This window comes from Oceanicella sp. SM1341 (assembly GCF_003448965.1).
Lineage (GTDB): Bacteria > Pseudomonadota > Alphaproteobacteria > Rhodobacterales > Rhodobacteraceae > Paroceanicella.
Genome location: NZ_QRGC01000035.1, coordinates 19,545 through 36,638, shown reverse-complemented (window position 1 = coordinate 36,638; position 17,094 = coordinate 19,545). Strand labels below are relative to the sequence as shown.

Genomic DNA, 17,094 nt, shown 5'->3' with positions numbered 1-17,094 from the left:
TATCATTTACCATTTCTTGAACATCGTTTATTTTATAATATCGTCTTTATTTTTATCTCATCTCTACTTCGTATGTATTTTGGTAAACTACTTTTTTACGGATCGCTCCGAACAATCCAGCCCAGCAAACCGGACGTCGGAGGCATTGCAGCGTGACCGTAAAGCAGGACAGAACCGCCGGGGCCAACCCCCCGGCGACGGGGTATCTCTCGGCCCGGTCAGAGGGCGTGGCGGCGTCGCCGAGCGCCGCGGAGACCGGGCAGATGCAGCCTGCCCTCCGCGGCCCGGCCCGCTCCCCGCACCACGTGCTTCCCGCCGGACAGCCCGCGGCCGTCGCGGCGCGGCGCGGCCCCTCGGCGGATGCCATGGAGGCCGGGGAGATCGATGCGCTGCTGCGCCGCGCCGCGGCCGCCCGCACGCAGGAGGGGCCGGAGGCCGCGGCGGAGATGCTGCTCGGCCCGTTTCCCGCCGAGGCCCCGCCGGAGCGGCTGTTCCGTGCCGCCGTGCGCCATTTCATCGAGGCGGGGGAGCCCGCGGGCGCCGTGCCGCTGTTCGACAGGCTGGCCCGCCCCTCGCCCCTGCGTGCCCGGCTCGCGCCGCTGTTGCTCGAAACGCTGATCCGCGCCGGCGCGCTGGACCGTGCCGCCGCGGTGCTGGAGAATGCCACCGGTCGCGCCCGCCCGGACCCGCAGGTCGAGCAATGGCGCATCGCGCTGCTCTGCGCGCGCGGCGACATCGAGGGCGCGGTGGCGGAGCTGCACGCCCATCTCACCCGGTTCGGGGAAGACGCGCAGCCGCTGCTCGGCGTGCTGCGCATCCTGCAGCCGCGCGAGCCGTTCCTGGACGTGCTCGCCCTGCGCTGCGGCGACACGCTCACCGACCCGAAGGTGATGGTGGCCTTCACATGGGGCTACTGGACGGCCGGGCGCCCCTCCGACGCGCTGCACTGGGCCGAGCGCGCGCTCTCGGCCGGCGCCACGGCGGCCAGCCTCAACCTCATCGCCGCCCGCGCCGCCCAGGCCTCCGGAGAGGCGGAGAAGGCGCGCCGGCTGCTCTCGGTCTTCCTGATGACCTGCGTGCCGCAGGAGCACGCCGGCAACGGGCTCGCCGCCCTGCAGGAAGTGCTGCTGTGCGAGGACAACCTGCAGGAGTTCCAGGCCGCGCTGCTGAGCCAGGGCGAGTTTCCCTTCTCCCGCCAGATGCGCAGCGCCCTCGATCTCGCCCGCGGCGACATGCAGACGATCATCGATCGCTACCTTGAGGACAGCCGCGCGCCCGACTTCGTCTTCGACGCGGGGGAATTCATCTGTTTCTGCGGCGCCTGCATCGAGACCAGTCGCTACGAGCTGATGCGCAGCGAGATCCTGCGCATCCCGCCCGGCGCCGAGCTCGAGCGCAACCACCTGATGCGCATGCTGCGCATGCCCACGGTGGAGGAGACGGCGGAGACCCGGGCGCTGGTGGTCAGCCGGCTGCACGCCCTGCCCCAGGCCGACGAGGACACGGCCGAGACGCTCATTCTCGGGCTGAGCCTGGCGGAGAGCGGCAGCGAGCTCGAGCGTTTCGCCGCCCGCGCCGCGGCCCATCTCGACCGGGGCCACCCCGCGGCCGAGCTGCGGCTGTTCCTCGCCGAGCATGGCGCGGCCGTGGCCGGGCGGCTGGCCGACGGCGCGGTGGCAGAGCGCCTGCGCCTGCATGCCACCACCGCGATGGAGGTGCTCACCGACCCCTATTGCGTGAGCTTCGTGGAAAGCGAGCGCCACCTGTGCGAGATCATGCACCAGCGCATGGTCGCGGCGGAGCAGAGCACCCCGAGGGTGAGCATCCTCGCCCCGGTCCACCGCGCCGACGACCTCCCCAACCTGCGCGACAGCATCGCCCGCCAGAGCTGGCCCGCGCTGGAGGCGGTGGTGGTGGCCAACGGCCCGCTGCGCGGCGATCCGGCGGTGGAGCGCTGCTTCGAGGACCTGCCGGGCGTGCGGGTTCTGCACCATGACGGCCGCCATGTGGGCGCCTTCCTCAACGCCGCGGCCGATGCCGCGACGGGCGACTACCTGGTGCGCTTCGACGCCGACGACATCTACTTCGACCATTACGTCACCACCGCCATCCGCACCATGCAGTCGGCGGATGCCGACATGGCGGGGAAATCGGCGGTCTTCTTTTATTCGCAGGCCTTCGACCGCATCTTCCTCGCCCGGCACGCCCGCTACTTCGGCGAAGCGCGCAAGCTGGGCTGTTACGGCACCGGCTCCACCCAGTGCTTCAGGCGCGAGGTCTTCGAACAGATCCGCTTTCTCGAACACATCGACCGGGGCGAGGACTACCTGTTCTACACTGCCGCGATCCAGACCGGCTGGCGCGTGTTCAACCTCGATCCGTTCAACCATCTCATCATCCGTCGCGCCGACCGCTCGGCCCACACCTGGCACGCGGGCGACCGGGCGCTCTTCCCCGGCGCGCTGCACTGCATCGGCGGGCCGCAGAACCTCGGCCGCCTCGCGACCATGGGCCCACCGACCCCGCCGATCCGTCTCTTGCACATCGGCATGCCCGGCATCCCCTCCGCCTCCGGCCGCTGAACCGCGGCCGGCGCATGCCGCGCCACGGGGCCGGCCCGCCTGCCGCCGGCGACACGAGAGCCCGGAATGCGCGCCGGCACGACCACCCCCGGGCCCGGCGCCATGCGCGGCGCGGGGGCGGGCCGGCGAGGCCCGTTGCCGCCGGCGCGCCCGAGGGCTCCCGGCGGGCAGCGTTTGTCGGGGGCACCCTGTCCCTGCCCGGCGGGTCCGGGGCCTGCGCCGGAGCGGCGGGCCCATCGGACGCGGCCCCCGCCATCGGCGGAGCCCGGCCGGGCGGGCGGGACACTAAAGGTCCAATGGAGCGACGCAAGCGCTCCGGCCCGCCTTGGGGGATGTCTGCGGCCCGGCGCCGCCCGCCGGGCCGGAGCGCGGCTCAGAGCTCGGATTGCTGCATGATCAGCGCGGCGAGCGCCCCGGAGAAGCCGGCGTTGTAATCTGTCGCCACTTCGTTGGAGATGTAGTCGGAGCGCAAGTCCGAGTAGGTTCCCCCCGCGTCCGGCCCGCCGACCAGCGCGCCGTAGAGCACATGCGCGTTGGGCGCGGGGTCGGAGACGCTGGTGGTGCCGGAGGCGCCGCGATGGTGGGGGTTGAGCGGGTAGTCATCGCCGAAGCCGACGACATAGCTCTGCCCGTCCGGGTTGTCGCCCAGCACGTAGTCGAGCTGGTCCGCGGCGAAGTCGATCACCTCGCCCACCCGCGCCGCGCCGCCGCCCCGCGCCTCCGTCAGGTCGGCGTATTCCATCGCGAGGAATGCGGTGGTGGTGGCGTAGCGGTTCGACCCCCAGGTGTCGAGCCAGGCGAGCCCGGCATTGGTGTCCGTGCCCGGGGTGCGGGTGAGGTCGTTCATCCAGTGGTCGATGTGCCGCCCGAGGTCGGTGTAGTAGCGGCTCGCGTCGGTCTGCCCGGCGAGCAGCGCCGCGGTGCCCATCGACTTGTTGTCCCAGGACAGCGCCCAGGTGAGGCCGGTGGGGCTGTACCAGTCCTCGGCCTTCGCGAGGTAGTCGGCCTCGCCGGTGGCGCGGTGCAGCCAGGCCGCACTCCAGGCCAGTTCGTCCTGGTAGCCGCTCCAGGAGTTGTAGTAGCCGGCCGCGTCCGGCACCGCGTTGGTGTAGGTGCCCTGGTAGGCCTCGGAGAAGGCGAAGAGCTTGCGGGCCGCGGCGAGCAGTTCGTCGGCCTCGGCCTCGCGCCCCGCCGCGCGGAACACGATCGCGCTCGCGGCCAGCGCCGCGGCCGTTTCCGCCGTGACCTCCGTGCCGGGAGCCTGCGCCGTCACCGCATAGGCCGGACGGGCCATGCTCATGTCTTCCGGCGCGCCCCACCAGGCATGGTCGGCCCCGCCGTTGCCCACCTGGGCCCAGAACACGTCGTCGGAGAGATCGGCGGTTCCCTTGTCGTCGTAGGCGCGCAGGAAATAGTCGGTCACCCATTCGAGATGGGCGAGGATGTCCTCGTAGCTGCCCGAGGCCTTGTAGCCCTCGGCATAGTCCGCCGCGCCCCAGGCGAGCACGCTGGCCGAATAGGCCATGGGCAGGCCGAACTTCACGTGGTCGCCCGCGTCATACCAGCCCCCCGAGAGGTCGCGGCCCACGTCGGCGCCGTCCGAGAGCGCGCTGTCGCCGCGCCAGTCGAGCGGGAAGTCGTCGGGCAGGTCGCCCGAGTACTGCGCGTAGTAGAACTGCATGGAGAGCGAGAGCGCCTCCTCGTAGTCCTGCGCGCCGAAAGGCGTGTCTGCGGACGGATCGGGGTCCGGGTCGGGGCCCGGATCGGGATCGGGGTCCGGTTCCGGCAGCGGGTCCGGGTCGGGCTCCGGTGTCGGGGTCTCGCCGGTGTCGATGTCGAGCGCAAGCGCGCCGGGCACGCTGCCGCTTGCGGTGAAGCCGAAGGTCACCGACTGGCCCGGCGCCAGGTCGAGGGTCCAGCCCTCGCCCACCAGCGAGATGTCGCCGTCCGGGGCGGTCTCGACACGCGCGCCCCAGGCATTGGTGATGCTGAAACCGGGGTCGTCGATGCCGATGGTCCAGGCCGCGAGCGGGCTGTCGGTGTCGTTGGTGAGCACGATCTGTCCGTTGAACCCGCCCTGCCAGCTCGACGAGACGGAGAAATCGACTTCCGGCAGGTTGCCCCCCGGCTCGGGGTCCGGCTCGGGTGCGCTGTCGCCGTCGCGGATGGTGAGGGTCGCCGTACCGGTCACGATCTCCGCCCCCGTGGCCGAGAGCAGCGCGATCCGCAGGGTCTCGTCCGGCTCGGCCAGGGTGTCGTCGAGCAGCGGGATCTCGATGAAGGCCTCGCGGGCGCCGGCGGCGAAGGTGAGGGTGCCGCCGGCGGCGCCATGGTCGGAGCCGTCGGCGCTGCCGCCCGGGGCCAGGCCCCAGGTGACGGTCACGTCCTGCTGCGCGGGGGCGGAAAGGCTCACGCGCAGGCGGGCGATGCCGTCTTCCTCGGCCGCGCTCGCATCGGCGATGCTCAGGCCGGGGAGATCGTTGTCGAGCACCGTGAGCGTGGCGCTGTCACGGCCCGGGGTGGCGCCCTCGGCCGAGAGCAGGCGGATGCCCAGCGTCTCGGTGCCCTCGACGATCGCGTCATCCGCGAGCGGCACCTCGATCCAGGCCTCGGTCTCGCCGGCACGGATGGTGAGCGTGCCGGGGGCCGCGGAATGGTCGGCGCTGCCGGCCGTGCCGCCATCGAGCCCCCATGTGAAGGTGATGTCAGTGTCGCTCGCCTCCGAGAGGGTGAGGCGCAGGCGCGCGGTCCCGCCCTCGGTGGCGGTGGCATCGGCGAGGTCGAGCACCGGGAGGGGCCCGGGCTCGGGCGGCGGCGGGTCGCCGCCGGGCGTGAGGCCGTTCACGCTGGTGATGGTGAACTCCGGCGCGCTGCCGGCGGCCTGGAAGCCGAATCCCGCGCTCTGCCCCTCGGCGAGCCGGCCATTCCAGCTCTCCGCCTCGATGGTGTAGAGATCGCCGCTGCGCGAGACGATGCGCGCGCCCCATATGTTGGTGATCCGGGCTTCCATCGCGATCACGATCGTCCAGCCGTCGAGACTGTCGAGCGCCGTGAGCTCGGCATGCGCCACGAAGCCGCCCGACCAGCTGTCCACCTGCCCCACGCTCACCAGCCCGGTGGGCGCGGCATCTTCCGAACGCACAGTATCCGCCAAGCCGTCACTCTCCCCTTCAACGGGTCCGGGCCGCGGCCCGGCGGCGGAAGCGGCGGGATGCCGGCTCCTTCCTGCCGAGGAGGATGCTAGCGCAAGGCGCGCCGGGTTGTCAGCCGTATCGGTATGCAACCCGTGGTCGCTCTCACCCGCGCCGGGACGCGGGAAACATATCGCTTCGCCGGGCGGGCGATCGGGAGTAGCATGACCCGGGAAGATCCCCCGCAAGAGGAGGCACAGGGACAATGAACGTCGTGCTGCGCCTGCTGGCCATCGGAGTGCTCGCGGGCGCGCTGCCTGCCGCGGCACAGCAAGGCGCCTCGTCCTCCGGGCAGGAAGACCTCGCCAAGCAGCTCTCCAATCCCATCGCCTCGCTCATCAGCGTACCGCTGCAGTTCAACCAGGACAGCGGCTACGGCCCGGCCGACGGCTCGCGCTCGGAGCTCAACATCCAGCCGGTGATGCCCTTCTCCATCGACCCGGAGTGGAACCTGATCTCGCGCACCATCCTGCCCGTGACCCGGCAGGAGGACGTGGCGGGGCACTCGGGCGTGCAGTTCGGCCTCGGCGACACGGTGCAGAGCCTGTTCCTCTCGCCCAGCAAGGGCAGCCTGATCTGGGGCGTGGGCCCGGTGTTCCTCGTGCCCACCGCGACGGAAGACGGCCTGGGCAGCGGCAAGTGGGGCATGGGCCCCACCGGCGTGGTGCTGAAGCAGTCGGGCCCCTGGACCGCGGGGATGCTCGCCAACCACATCTGGTCGGTGGCGGGCGAGGCCGGCCGGAGCGAGGTGAACGCCACCTTCCTGCAGCCCTTCGTGAGCTACACCACCCCGAGCGCCTGGACCTACACGCTCAACACCGAGAGCACCTATGACTGGGCGGGCGAGAGCTGGGCGGTGCCGCTCAACGCGGTGGTGAGCAAGCTGGTGACCATCGGCGACCAGCCGGTGAGCCTCGCCGCCGGCCTGCGCTACTGGGCGGAGTCGCCGCGCGGCGGGCCCGAGGGGGTGGGCTTTCGCTTCGTGGTGACCTTCCTGTTCCCCAAGTAGCTCAGAACCGCGCCACGCCGCGCTCGGGCCGGGCGGTGACGGAGATGAGCTCCATCTCGCCCAGGCCCTTCACCGCCTCGCGGCCGAGATCGGCGATCTGGAACTCGTCCACCAGCTCCGAGGTCATCGAGACGGGGGCGACCACGGTCATCGGCTCGGCCAGCACCTGCAGGCGCGCGGCCATGTTCACCGCCGGGCCGAACACGTCGTAGACGTATTTCTGGATGCCCACAACCGAGCCCACCGCGGCCCCGTAGCCCAGCCCGATGCGCGCCCGCCAGGTGAACTGGTGGCTGAGGTTGCGCCGCTCGAGGTAGCGCAGGAAGCGGATGGCGCAGCGCGCCGCGGCCACCGGCGCTTCCGGCGCAGGCTCGGGCATGCCGGCCACGGCGAGATAGGCGTCGCCGATGGTCTTGATGCGCTCGCAGCCGAACTGCTCGGCGATGCGGTCGAAGGCGGTGAAGATGTCGTTGAGCTCGCCCAGGGTCACCGTGGGGTCGGTGCGGGCGGCGAACTCGGTGAAATCGACGAAGTCGAGCATCACCACCGCCACGTCCTTGTAGAGCTGGGGGGTGACGACACCGAAGGTGCGGAACTCCTCATAGACCGAGCGCGGCATGAGGTTGAGCAGCAGGCGCTCCACCCGCTCCTTCTCGCGCTCCAGCTCGCGGGTGTTGCGCTCGACCATCGAGGAATAGCTGTCGATCATCGACTCGAGCTCGCGGATGCGGGTGATGTTCTGGCACTCGACCACCATCACCCCCTCGCCCCCGGCCCGCGCGGCGGAGAGCGTGAGCGCGATCACCAGCGTGCGCCGGCGCACCCGGGTGGTGAACTCGGCCACGTAGCGCCCCTGCCCGGCCAGCGCCTCGGCCGCCTCGGCCTCGGGGAAATCCGCGATCACCTCCGAGAGCCGGGCCTCGGGCGCGGGCTGGCCGAACCACTCGGCGAAGGCATCGTTGTGGAACACCAGCCGGTAGTCGGGCGCGCGCACCACCGCCACGCCCACGCCGATGGCGCGCAGCAGCGACTCGTTGATCGCCGCGATGCTCATCCGGCAGCCCCCGCGGTGACGATGAGCGGCCGGCGCGCCTCCACCTCGCCCACCAGGGTTTCGATGTCGGCGGGCTCCACCCCGTGGCCGGCGAGGGTTTCGCGCAGCAGGCTGGCCATCTCGTCCATGTCGGCGTGGCTGATGCCGAGGTGGCGGTGCACCTGGCGCAGGCGATCGTCGCCGATGCTGGCCGGGCCGCCCATGAGGCCGGAGATGAACCGGGTCTGGTGGTCCATAAGCCGGGGCATGTCGACATCGGCGAAGTAATCGCCGATCTGGTCACTGTCGAGCGCGCGCTCGTAGAAGGACATCACGATCTTGCTTACGGTCCTGAATCCACCGTATTTCTCGAACAATGACCCCGCCATGCCGCCGGTCCTTTTCATGATAATCCGAAAAGGCTACCCCGTGGCGCGGCGTCGATCAATCTTCCATGCATGCATGAGGCTCTCGCGCCGCCGGGGCCCGGCGGCGCGAGGCGGGCCGTGGTTCAGCCGATGCGCGCGCCGTCCTCGCGCCACACGGCGATCACGGCGGAGCGCGGCTTGCCGGCGCCATCGGGCCAGGAGCCGCCGGGGTGCTGGATGCCCACGAAGGCCACCCGGCCGTCCGGGCTCCAGGTGAGGCCGGTCACCTCGGCGCCGTTGGGCGCGGTGAGGAAGCGGGCGATCTCGCCGGTGTCGGGGTTGCCCACCAGCATCTGGTTGTTGCCCATGCCGGCGAATTCATCGGCGTTGCTGTCCTCGCCGTCGGTCTGGATCCAGAGCATCCCGTCGGAGGAGAAGGCCATGCCGTCGGGCGAGTTGAACATGTTGCCCGGGGTGACGTTGGCCGAGCCGGCATAGGCGTCCTCGAACAGCTCGGGGTTGCCGGCCATCACGTAGAGGTCCCAGGTGAAGCGGTCGGCGCCGTGGTCGCCGCCCTCCGGGCGCCAGCGCACGATCTGGCCGAAATTGTTCGCCTCGCGCGGGTTGGGGCCGCCCACCGGGGTGGCGTCGCCGCCGGCATTGGGCTTCAGGCCGCGGTTCTTGTTGTTGGTGAGGGCGCAATAGGCCTCGGCGCGGCTCGGGTGCGCGGCGATCCACTCCGGCCGGTCCATGGTGGTGGCGCCTGCCTTGGAGCCGGCGATGCGCGCGAACACCAGCAGTTCCTCCATCGACATGCCGGTGCTCTGAGGCGTGAGCGGCAGCCACTCGCCGCTCATGTCGTCGTTGAACTTCGCGACGAAGAGCGTGCCCTCGGCGAGCAGGCTCCCGCCGGGCTGGCCCTCGGCCCAGGTGCCGTTCGAGACATAGCGGTAGATGAACTCGCCGCGCTCGTCGTCGCCCATGTAGACCACTACGCGGCCGTCTGTGGCCTGCACCATCTCGGCGTTCTCGTGCTTGAAGCGGCCGAGGGCGGTGTGCTTCACCGGGGTGCTTTCGGGGTCGGAGGGGTCGATCTCGGTCACCCAGCCGTGGCGGTTGGGCTCGTTGGGCTCGGCGCTGAGGTCGTAGCGCGGGTCGAAGCGCTCGTAGGCGTAGCGGCCCTCGCCCTCGACGCCGTAGCGCTTCAGGCCCTCGCTGTCCTCGTATGCCCCAGTGGCGCCGAAGTAGCCGTTGAAGTTTTCCTCGCAGGTCAGGTAGGTGCCCCAGAGCGTGCGGCCGGAGCCGCAGTTGTTCATCGTGCCCTTGGGCGACATCCCCTCCGGGTCGGCGTTGGTGCGCAGCAGGGCGGAGCCGGCGGCGGGGCCGTCCATGGTCATCTGCGTCTCGTGGGTGATGCGGCGGTTGTACGGGCTGTCGAGCACCACGGCCCAGCCATCGGCGCCTTCGGCGATCTCGAGCACGGTGACGCCCTGCAGGTTCTTGAGCAGGCGCACCTCGGCCGCGGTGCGGGGCATGCCCTTCGCCTCCGCCGGAAGGTTGATCTTCGGGTTCACGTATTCGGAGTTGATGGCGAGCAGCACATGGCCGTCTGCCTCGAAGGTCTCCATGCCGTCGGTGTTCTCGCCGAACACCTTGTCGGACATCTCCACCGGCACGCCGGCCTCGGCCGACCATGCGCCTTGCGCCTCGGAGAACAGCGGATCGCCCCAGCGCACCAGCGGCTTCCAGGCGTAGCCCTGAGGCACATGCACCTCGTGGTCGGTCGCGATGCCGACGGGGGTGAAGGCGAAGCCCGAGCCCTGGGCGCGCGCCACACCCTCGAGGATGCCGGAGCCGAACACCGCCGCACCCGAGCCGAAGGCCAGCGTGCCGCCGAGGAAGCCGCGGCGCGAGATCGCGCGCTCCACCACGCGGTCGAACTCGGTTTCCGCGGGGCGCGGGTCACGCAGCTCGTCGAAATCGTCCCAGGTGAGGTCGACTGTCTTGCGGATGTCCATGGCGGGTCTCCTCTGGCAAGTGTGCTGGATGGGCCCGCCCCTGCGGCAGGCACCGCGACGTGATCCCATCCATCCTACCAGTTCCCGCGACGGCCGCGTGACGCTTTGATGACAAAGCCGCCCCCGGGGGGCCCGGGGGCGGCGCGTGTCGGCTTGCGCGGCGCGGCCCCTACCCGCGCGCGGGCAGCTTGAAAAAGGGCGCCGCGGTCATCAGCTGGGTTTCCTGGCGGATGAGGTTGCCCGCCTCGGCGCTCAGCGCGAGGAACTTCTGCCAGGCCGGGTCGGCGGCCATGGCGGCGCGTTTCTCGGCCCGGTCCTGTGCGCTGTCGAACACCCAGATATGCACGTAGCTGTTCACATCGCCCGTCTCGACCGCGCCGTAGAACAGCGGCGTGCCCAGGTGCTTCGACTGGGTTTCCCAGCCATGCTCCTCGTAGAGCTTCATGTGCTTCCTGATCGTGCCCGGGCGGCAGGTGTAGGTACGATGGTCGAAAATCATGCGGAGACCTCCGGTCTTGCTGGGGAAGTGGTGATGAGGCGGACGAGATCGGCCAGCGAGCAGGCCAGCATCACGGCGCCGGAGAGCGGGATGGCGGCGTAGAACAGCGACACCGGCATCTCGAGAATGGGGGTGAGGGCGCGCGCACTGCGGGCGAGCCCGAACCCGTACCAGGTCATGGCGGCGAGAAAGCAGATCGAGAGCAGCGCGAGCAGGATGTGCAGCATCTGCGCCGGCCGCCCGGTGAGGGCGAGGGGCAGCCAGTCGACCGCGAAATGGTCCTTCTCGCGCCACAGGGCGGCGGCGCCGGTGAAGACCATCCAGGCGAAGAGCCCCTGCACCACCTCGTCGAACCAGGGAAAGCTCGCGAGGCTGAAGCTGCGCGCCACCACGTTGACCAGCAGCAGCACGAAGAGGGCCGCGAGGCAGGCGATGGGGATGGCGCGGAACACGTGCCCCACGCAGCGGTCGATACGGGCGAGCATCAGTTTTCTCCCAGCATGAGATAGGGCAGCCAGGTGGAGACGGCCGGGATGGCCACCACCATCAGCAGCACCACGCACAGGCCGATCAGGTAGGGGGTGAGCGCGCGGCTCAGCCGCCCCACGGTAAGGTTCGAGATCGAGGAGACGGCGAAGAGCACCATGCCCACGGGCGGCGTGAGCAGCCCCACCATCGAGCACATGATCATGATCACGCCGAACTGCACGGGGTCGACACCCACCTGGGCCACCACCGGCATGAACAGCGGCACGGTGAGCACGATCACCGCGATGCCCTCGAGGAACATGCCCAGCACCAGCAGCACCGCCACCACGATGGCGAGGATGATGGCCGGGTTGTCGGAGAAGCCCAGCATGGAGGCCACGAGCTTGTTGGGCACGTGCTGGTGCACCAGAAGCCAGCCGAAGAAGCCAGCCGCCGCGATCACGAACATCACCCGGATGGTGTGGCGCAGGGTCTCCCACAGGATGCCGGGCAGCTCGGAGGGCCGGATCTCGCGGTAGACCACCATGGAGAGGAACAGCGCGTAGGCGCTCGCCACCACGCCGGCCTCGGTGGGGGTGAAGTAGCCGCTGAAGATGCCGTAGATGATGATCACCGGCGTGAGCAGCGACAGGAAGGACTCGCGGAACCCCTCCCAGATGCCGCGCCACTGGATGTGGTCGTAGCGCGGCATGGCATGCAGCCGCGCCATCACCCAGACCGCGACCATGAGTGCGAGCGCCATCAGCAGCCCCGGCACCACGCCGGCGAGGAACAGCTTGGCCACCGAGACCCCGGTGAGCGAGGAGTAGAGCACGAAGGGGATCGAGGGCGGGAACACCGGCCCGATGGTGGAGGAGGCGGCGGTGATGGCGGCGGAGAAATCCGGGTCATAGCCCTTGTCGGCCATGGCCTTGAGCTCGACCTGCCCCAGCCCGGCCGCATCGGCCACCGCGGCACCCGACATGCCGGAGAACAGCAGCGAGGCCAGCACGTTCACCTGCCCCAGCCCGCCGCGGATATGGCCCACGCAGGCATCGGCGAAGCGGAAGATGCGCTCGGTGATGCCGCCGGTGTTCATCAGGTTTCCGGCGAGGATGAAGAAGGGAATGGCCAGCAGCGTGAAGCCGGTGGTGGCCGAGAACATGCGCTGCGGCAGCATGGCGAGGATGCGGGTATCGCCCTGGAACACGTAGAAGCCCACGGCGGTGAGCCCCAGCGCCACCGCGATCGGCAGGCCGAGCACGATGAACACAAGCAGGACGGCGAGAATGACGAAGGTGAGCATGGCGGGTCGCGGCTCCGGAAGGGGGTCGCGCAGCGGCTGCGCGCGCGACCCCTCGTGAACGAGGTCAGTCGAGGAAGCTCAGGAACGTGTCCATGTTCTCCTGGCCGGTGTACTCCGCCACCCGGGCGCGCGCCGGGCCCATCATCGCCACGAAGGGCGCGAGGTCGGGGCGGGTGACCTTCATGCCGGCGGCCTCGAGGTCGGCGATGTTCTGCTCCTCCTCGGCCACCACGGCTTCGCGCATCATCTTGCCTGCGGCGATGCTCTCCTCGCGCAGGATGGTCTGCTGCTCGGGCGTGAGGCTGTCGAACACGTCCTTGTTGATGACATGAACCATCGAATTGTAGACGTGCCGGGTGAGGGCGAGGTGCTCCTGGAAGTCGTTGAGCTTGAAGTGGTAGATCACCCCGATCGGGTTTTCCTGGCCGTCGACCACGCCCTGGTTGAGTGCGTTGGGCAGCTCGGGGAAGGCGATCTGGGTGGTGGTGGCGCCGAGCCCCTCGAGGGCGGCGACGATCTGCAGCTCGGGCGGCGTGCGCAGCTTCAGCCCCTTCACGTCCTCGGGCGTGTTGATGGCATGCTGCGAGTTGGTGATGTTGCGAAAGCCGTATTCCCAGCTCGAGAGCATCACGAGGCCCTGGTCCTCCAGCTTCGGGGCCACCCAGTCGAAGAACGGGCCGTCGAGCACCGCGTGCGCCTGGTCGTAATCGGCGAAGGCGAAGGGGGTCATCACCGTGCCGAAGGCCTTCTCGTACTTGTCGAGGCCGCCTTGCGTGGGCAGGTTCATGTCGATGGCGCCGACGATGGTCTGCTCGAGCTGCTCGGGCGGCGAGCCGAGCTCGTTGGCCGGGTAGAGCTCGACCGCGATGGCGCCGCCGGTGCGCTCCTCCACCCGGGCGGCGAACTGTTCGGCCGCGGCCTGGGCCGGGTGGCTCTCGGCGGCGAAATGCGCGAGGCGCAGCGTGATGTCGGCGGCCGCGGCCGGCAGGCCGAGCAGCGCGCAGGCCATGCCTGACGCGAGAAGGGTTCTGAGCATGTTTTCCTCCCTGGGGTCCTGCTTTGCAGGTTTTCATGTGGGTCGGGCGCGCTTGTCCTCCGGCGGCGCCCGGGGCCGGTCTGCGGTCAGCCCTCCGGCAGGCGTGCGGTGACGCCCGAGAGCTCCTCGTAGGCCTTGATGACGGCGGTGCAGCCCTCGCCCCCGTGGCCCATGATGGCCGCGAGCGCGTAGGTCTGGTGGACGGACTGGGCCATGAAGCCGGGCAGGCCCGCGCGCTCCAGCCACTCGGCGTAGTAGCGCACGTCCTTCTGGGCGTTGGAGAGCGACATGTGGGGCGTGAAATCGCGCCGCAGGGTGAGCTCGCCGTACAGGTCCATCATGCCCGACTTGCCACCCGCGGCGGAGATGATCCCGATCACCTTGGTCATGTCGAGCCCCTCCTTCGCCGCCAGCGCGAAGCCCTCGCAGAAGGAGGCGACATTGGCGAAGGCGATGTAGTTGTGGATGAGCTTGAGGCGGATGGCATGGCCCGCGGGGCCGACGTGGAAGATGTTCTCGGCATAGGCGTCGAACACCGGGCGCAGGCGCTCCATCAGGGCCTCCTCGCCGCCGAAGAGCACGTTCACCTCGCCGCGGTCGGCATGGGCGGGGGTGCGGGTCATCGGGGCCTCGGCATAGGCGATGCCGGCCTCCTCGCAGGCGGCGCGCATCAGGTCCACGTGCTCGGCCGAGACGGTGGTATGGTCGATGAACACCGAGCCCGGGCGCATGGCGGCGAGCGCCCCGCCCTTGCCCAGCATGATGGACTGTTCCGCCTCCGCCGTGGTGACGCAGACCGCGAGCACGTCGACGCGCGCGGCCATCTCGGCGGGGTCGGCGCACTCCTCGGCGCCGCGGCCGGTGGCCACCGCCACCTTCGCCGGGTCGAGGTCCGCCACCAGCAGCTTCGCGCCCTTCAGCAGCAGGTTCTTCGCCAGCCCCTGCCCCATGCCGCCCAGTCCGATGAGCCCGATCGTTTCGTGAATCATGGTTCCTCCCTTTCGGCGTGACTGTATGCATATGTCATGTTGTCTGACAACATGTTTGCTGATATTGGTTTGCAAGCGCGCCGGCAGGCCGTAGACTTGACGCACCGCAAGCAGCCTTGATGCAACGCAACACGTGAGGGGACCTGGAATGTCTGACGCCGCATCGCTCTTTGCCCGCATCGACCGCCCCCGCCGCCTGCCCGACGAGGTGGCGACCTCGATCATCGACGCGATCGAGAACCGCCAGCTGCAAACCGGCGACCGCCTGCCCACCGAGGCCGAGCTCTCCAAGCGCTTCGGCGTGGCGCGCACCGTGGTGCGCGAGGCGATCTCGCTGCTGCGCTACGACGGCATCGTGGAATCGCGCCGCGGCGTGGGGGCGTTCATCGCCGATCCGGCGCAGAAATCCTCCTTCCGCATCAGCCCGGCCTGCTTCGAGAAGCGCAAGCGCATCGTGCAGCTGCTCCAGCTGCGCACCGGGGTGCAGGCGGGGGCGAGCGCGCTCGCGGCCGGCACCCGCTCGGCCGAGCAGATGGCCGGCATCCGCCAGGTCTTCGCCGAGGTGGAGGCCGCCGACCTGCTCGGCCCCAAGGCCGCGCTCGAGCTGCGGGTGGACAGCGAGCTGCTGCTCTACCGCCGCATCGCCGAGGCCTCGGGCAATGATTACTACGTCGAGGTCACCGCGATGATCGAGACGAACATCCAGAACAACCTGCGCTCGGCCTTCCTCAAGAACGCCGCCGCCTCCGAGTTCGGGCCGGCGATCATCGAGGAGCACCGCGCGGTGGTGGAGGCGCTGGAGGCGGGCGACGCGGAGGCAGCCCGCCTCGCCACGCGCACCCGCTTCGAGCGCGCCGCCGACCGGCTGGCCGCGCGCGAGGATTTCCTCTGAGCGCGACACGCGCCCGAGTCCAAGGGAGAGACGACGATGAAGGACAACCAGACCGCCGTGCATGGCGGCCGTCTTCTGGTGGAATGCCTGGCCGCGCAGGGGGTTGAGCGGGTTTTCTGCATCCCCGGCGAGAGCTTTCTCGCCGCCCTCGACGGGCTGCATGACAGCGGCATCCGCACCGTGGTCGCCCGCCAGGAAGGCGGGGCCGCGATGATGGCGGAGGCCACCGGCAAGCTCACCGGCAAGCCCGGCGTGGCCTTCGTCACCCGCGGGCCGGGTGCGACCAACGCGAGCTCGGGCGTGCATGTCGCCTTCCAGGACAGCACGCCCATGGTGCTCTTTGTCGGCCAGGTGGCCAGCGACCAGCGCGACCGCGAGGCCTTCCAGGAGGTCGACTACCGCGCCATGTTCGGCCCGCTGGCGAAATGGGTGGCCGAGATCGACCGCGCCGACCGCATCCCCGAATACGTGAGCCATGCCTTCCACGTGGCGCAGAACGGCCGCCCCGGCCCGGTGGTGCTCGCCCTGCCCGAGGACATGCTCTCCGGCCCGGCGGAGGGCTCCGCGCTGCCGCCCGCCACCCTCACCTCCGGCCGCGCGGCGGAGGCGGATGTCGCCGCGGTGGTCGACCGCCTCGCCACCGCCGAACGCCCGCTGGTGATCGTGGGTGGCGGCGGCTGGTCGGGTGCTGCCGCGCAGGCACTGGGGCGGTTTGCCGACACGATGGGCCTGCCCGTCGGCGCCTCCTTCCGCTGCCAGGACTACCTCGACAACCGCCACCCGAACTACGTCGGCGACATCGGAATCGGCATCAACCCCGCGCTGGCGCAGCGGGTGCGCGAGGCGGACGTGGTGCTCGCCCTCGGCGCCCGGCTGGGCGAGATGACCACCTCCGGCTACACGCTGCTCGAGCCGCCCCTGCCCCGGCAGGCGCTGCTGCACGTGCATTCCGACCCCGACGAGATCGGCCGGGTGTATTTCCCCGAGCTCGCGGTCACCGCCCGCCCCGGCCCCTTCACCGAACAGCTCGCCGCCGCGGCCCGCCCGCGCGAGGGCGGTGCCTGGCTCACGGACGCGCGCGCCGCCTACGAGGCCTGGCAGCAACCCTTCGAGACCCCCGGCGCGCTGAAGATGGAGCAGGTGATCGCACATCTGAACGATGTGCTCCCCGATGACGCGGTGCTCACCAACGGTGCCGGCAACTACTCGGCCTGGCTGCACCGCTACTACCGCTACCGCGGCTGGCGCAGCCAGCTGGCGCCCACATCCGGCTCGATGGGCTACGGGCTGCCGGCGGCCATCGCCGCGAAGCTGCAGCAGCCGGAGCGCGAGGCGATCTGCCTCGCCGGCGACGGCTGCTTCCAGATGGTGAGCCAGGAGTTCGGCACCGCCTGCGAATACGGCGCCAACGTGGTGGTGCTGCTGTGCGACAACGGCATGTACGGCACCATCCGCATGCACCAGCAGCGCAACTACCCCGGCCGCCCCTCCGGCACCGCGATGCGCAACCCGGATTTCGCCGCCCTCGCCCGCGCCTACGGCGGCTTCGGCGCCACCGTGACCCGCGACGCCGACTTCCCCGCCGCATTTGCCGAGGCCCGTGCCGCCGGCGTGCCCGCCATCCTGCACCTCAAGACCGACCCGAAGGCGCTCGGCCCCCGGCTGCTGCTGGAGTGAGCCTCCCGCCACCGCGAAAGCGCAAA

At 70.3% G+C, this 17,094-nt stretch carries 13 protein-coding genes; 4 read left to right on the top strand and 9 right to left on the bottom strand.

The genetic code is table 11. From position 1 onward, the window contains the following. The first annotated feature begins 263 nt into the window (after nt 1-263). Nucleotides 264-2,582, top strand: coding sequence for a glycosyltransferase (locus D3P35_RS22815; RefSeq protein WP_118138245.1), 2,319 nt, complete (start codon nt 264-266; stop codon nt 2,580-2,582). A gap of 373 nt (nt 2,583-2,955) precedes the next feature. On the opposite strand, the gene D3P35_RS22810 is transcribed toward D3P35_RS22815, so the two are convergent. Beyond that, on the bottom strand, nt 2,956-5,736 hold the full coding sequence (locus D3P35_RS22810) for a glycoside hydrolase family 9 protein (RefSeq protein WP_198670765.1): 2,781 nt from the start codon (nt 5,734-5,736) through the stop codon (nt 2,956-2,958). Between the two features lie 242 nt (nt 5,737-5,978). Here D3P35_RS22810 and D3P35_RS22805 point away from each other — a divergent pair, with 242 nt between their 5' ends. Beyond that, nucleotides 5,979-6,782, top strand: a complete 804-nt coding sequence (locus D3P35_RS22805; RefSeq protein ID WP_198670764.1) for a transporter — start codon at nt 5,979-5,981, stop codon at nt 6,780-6,782. 1 nt (nt 6,783) lies between these two features. Here the strand turns inward: D3P35_RS22805 and D3P35_RS22800 are convergent, their stop codons facing one another. The 8 genes from D3P35_RS22800 to D3P35_RS26340 form a co-directional block, all read right to left on the bottom strand. After that, complete coding sequence (locus D3P35_RS22800; RefSeq protein ID WP_118138243.1) at nt 6,784-7,836, bottom strand: adenylate/guanylate cyclase domain-containing protein; 1,053 nt, start codon at nt 7,834-7,836, stop codon at nt 6,784-6,786. After that, nucleotides 7,833-8,204 carry a group 1 truncated hemoglobin gene (locus tag D3P35_RS22795; protein WP_118138242.1) on the bottom strand — a complete coding sequence of 124 codons (372 nt, stop codon included), beginning with the start codon at nt 8,202-8,204 and terminating at the stop codon, nt 7,833-7,835. Before D3P35_RS22795 ends, D3P35_RS22800 begins: the two co-directional genes overlap by 4 nt. A 122-nt stretch (nt 8,205-8,326) precedes the next feature. Continuing rightward, nucleotides 8,327-10,201, bottom strand: coding sequence for a PhoX family phosphatase (locus tag D3P35_RS22790; protein WP_118138241.1), 1,875 nt, complete (start codon nt 10,199-10,201; stop codon nt 8,327-8,329). 169 nt (nt 10,202-10,370) lie between these two features. After that, complete coding sequence (locus tag D3P35_RS22785) at nt 10,371-10,700, bottom strand: NIPSNAP family protein (protein ID WP_118138240.1); 330 nt, start codon at nt 10,698-10,700, stop codon at nt 10,371-10,373. Further along, nucleotides 10,697-11,185 (bottom strand): TRAP transporter small permease, encoded by a 489-nt coding sequence (locus D3P35_RS22780; protein ID WP_118138239.1) that lies wholly within the window; start codon nt 11,183-11,185, stop codon nt 10,697-10,699. The genes D3P35_RS22785 and D3P35_RS22780 overlap by 4 nt, the downstream gene beginning before the upstream one ends. After that, nucleotides 11,185-12,474, bottom strand: a complete 1,290-nt coding sequence (locus D3P35_RS22775) for a TRAP transporter large permease (protein WP_118138238.1) — start codon at nt 12,472-12,474, stop codon at nt 11,185-11,187. Before D3P35_RS22775 ends, D3P35_RS22780 begins: the two co-directional genes overlap by 1 nt. Nucleotides 12,475-12,538: 64 nt before the next feature. Next, nucleotides 12,539-13,510: a TRAP transporter substrate-binding protein gene (locus tag D3P35_RS22770; RefSeq protein ID WP_118138237.1), complete on the bottom strand. Its 972-nt coding sequence runs from the start codon at nt 13,508-13,510 to the stop codon at nt 12,539-12,541. A gap of 86 nt (nt 13,511-13,596) precedes the next feature. Continuing rightward, entirely contained in the window at nt 13,597-14,679 is a 1,083-nt protein-coding gene (locus tag D3P35_RS26340; protein ID WP_255418377.1) for an NAD(P)-dependent oxidoreductase, read from the bottom strand. Here D3P35_RS26340 and D3P35_RS22755 point away from each other — a divergent pair. Together D3P35_RS22755 and D3P35_RS22750 are read left to right on the top strand one after the other, a co-directional pair. Next, nucleotides 14,648-15,391, top strand: coding sequence for a FadR/GntR family transcriptional regulator (locus D3P35_RS22755; RefSeq protein WP_118138235.1), 744 nt, complete (start codon nt 14,648-14,650; stop codon nt 15,389-15,391). The genes D3P35_RS26340 and D3P35_RS22755 overlap by 32 nt on opposite strands. 36 nt (nt 15,392-15,427) lie before the next feature. After that, nucleotides 15,428-17,068 carry a thiamine pyrophosphate-binding protein gene (locus tag D3P35_RS22750; protein ID WP_118138234.1) on the top strand — a complete coding sequence of 547 codons (1,641 nt, stop codon included), beginning with the start codon at nt 15,428-15,430 and terminating at the stop codon, nt 17,066-17,068. Nucleotides 17,069-17,094: the final 26 nt, after the last annotated feature.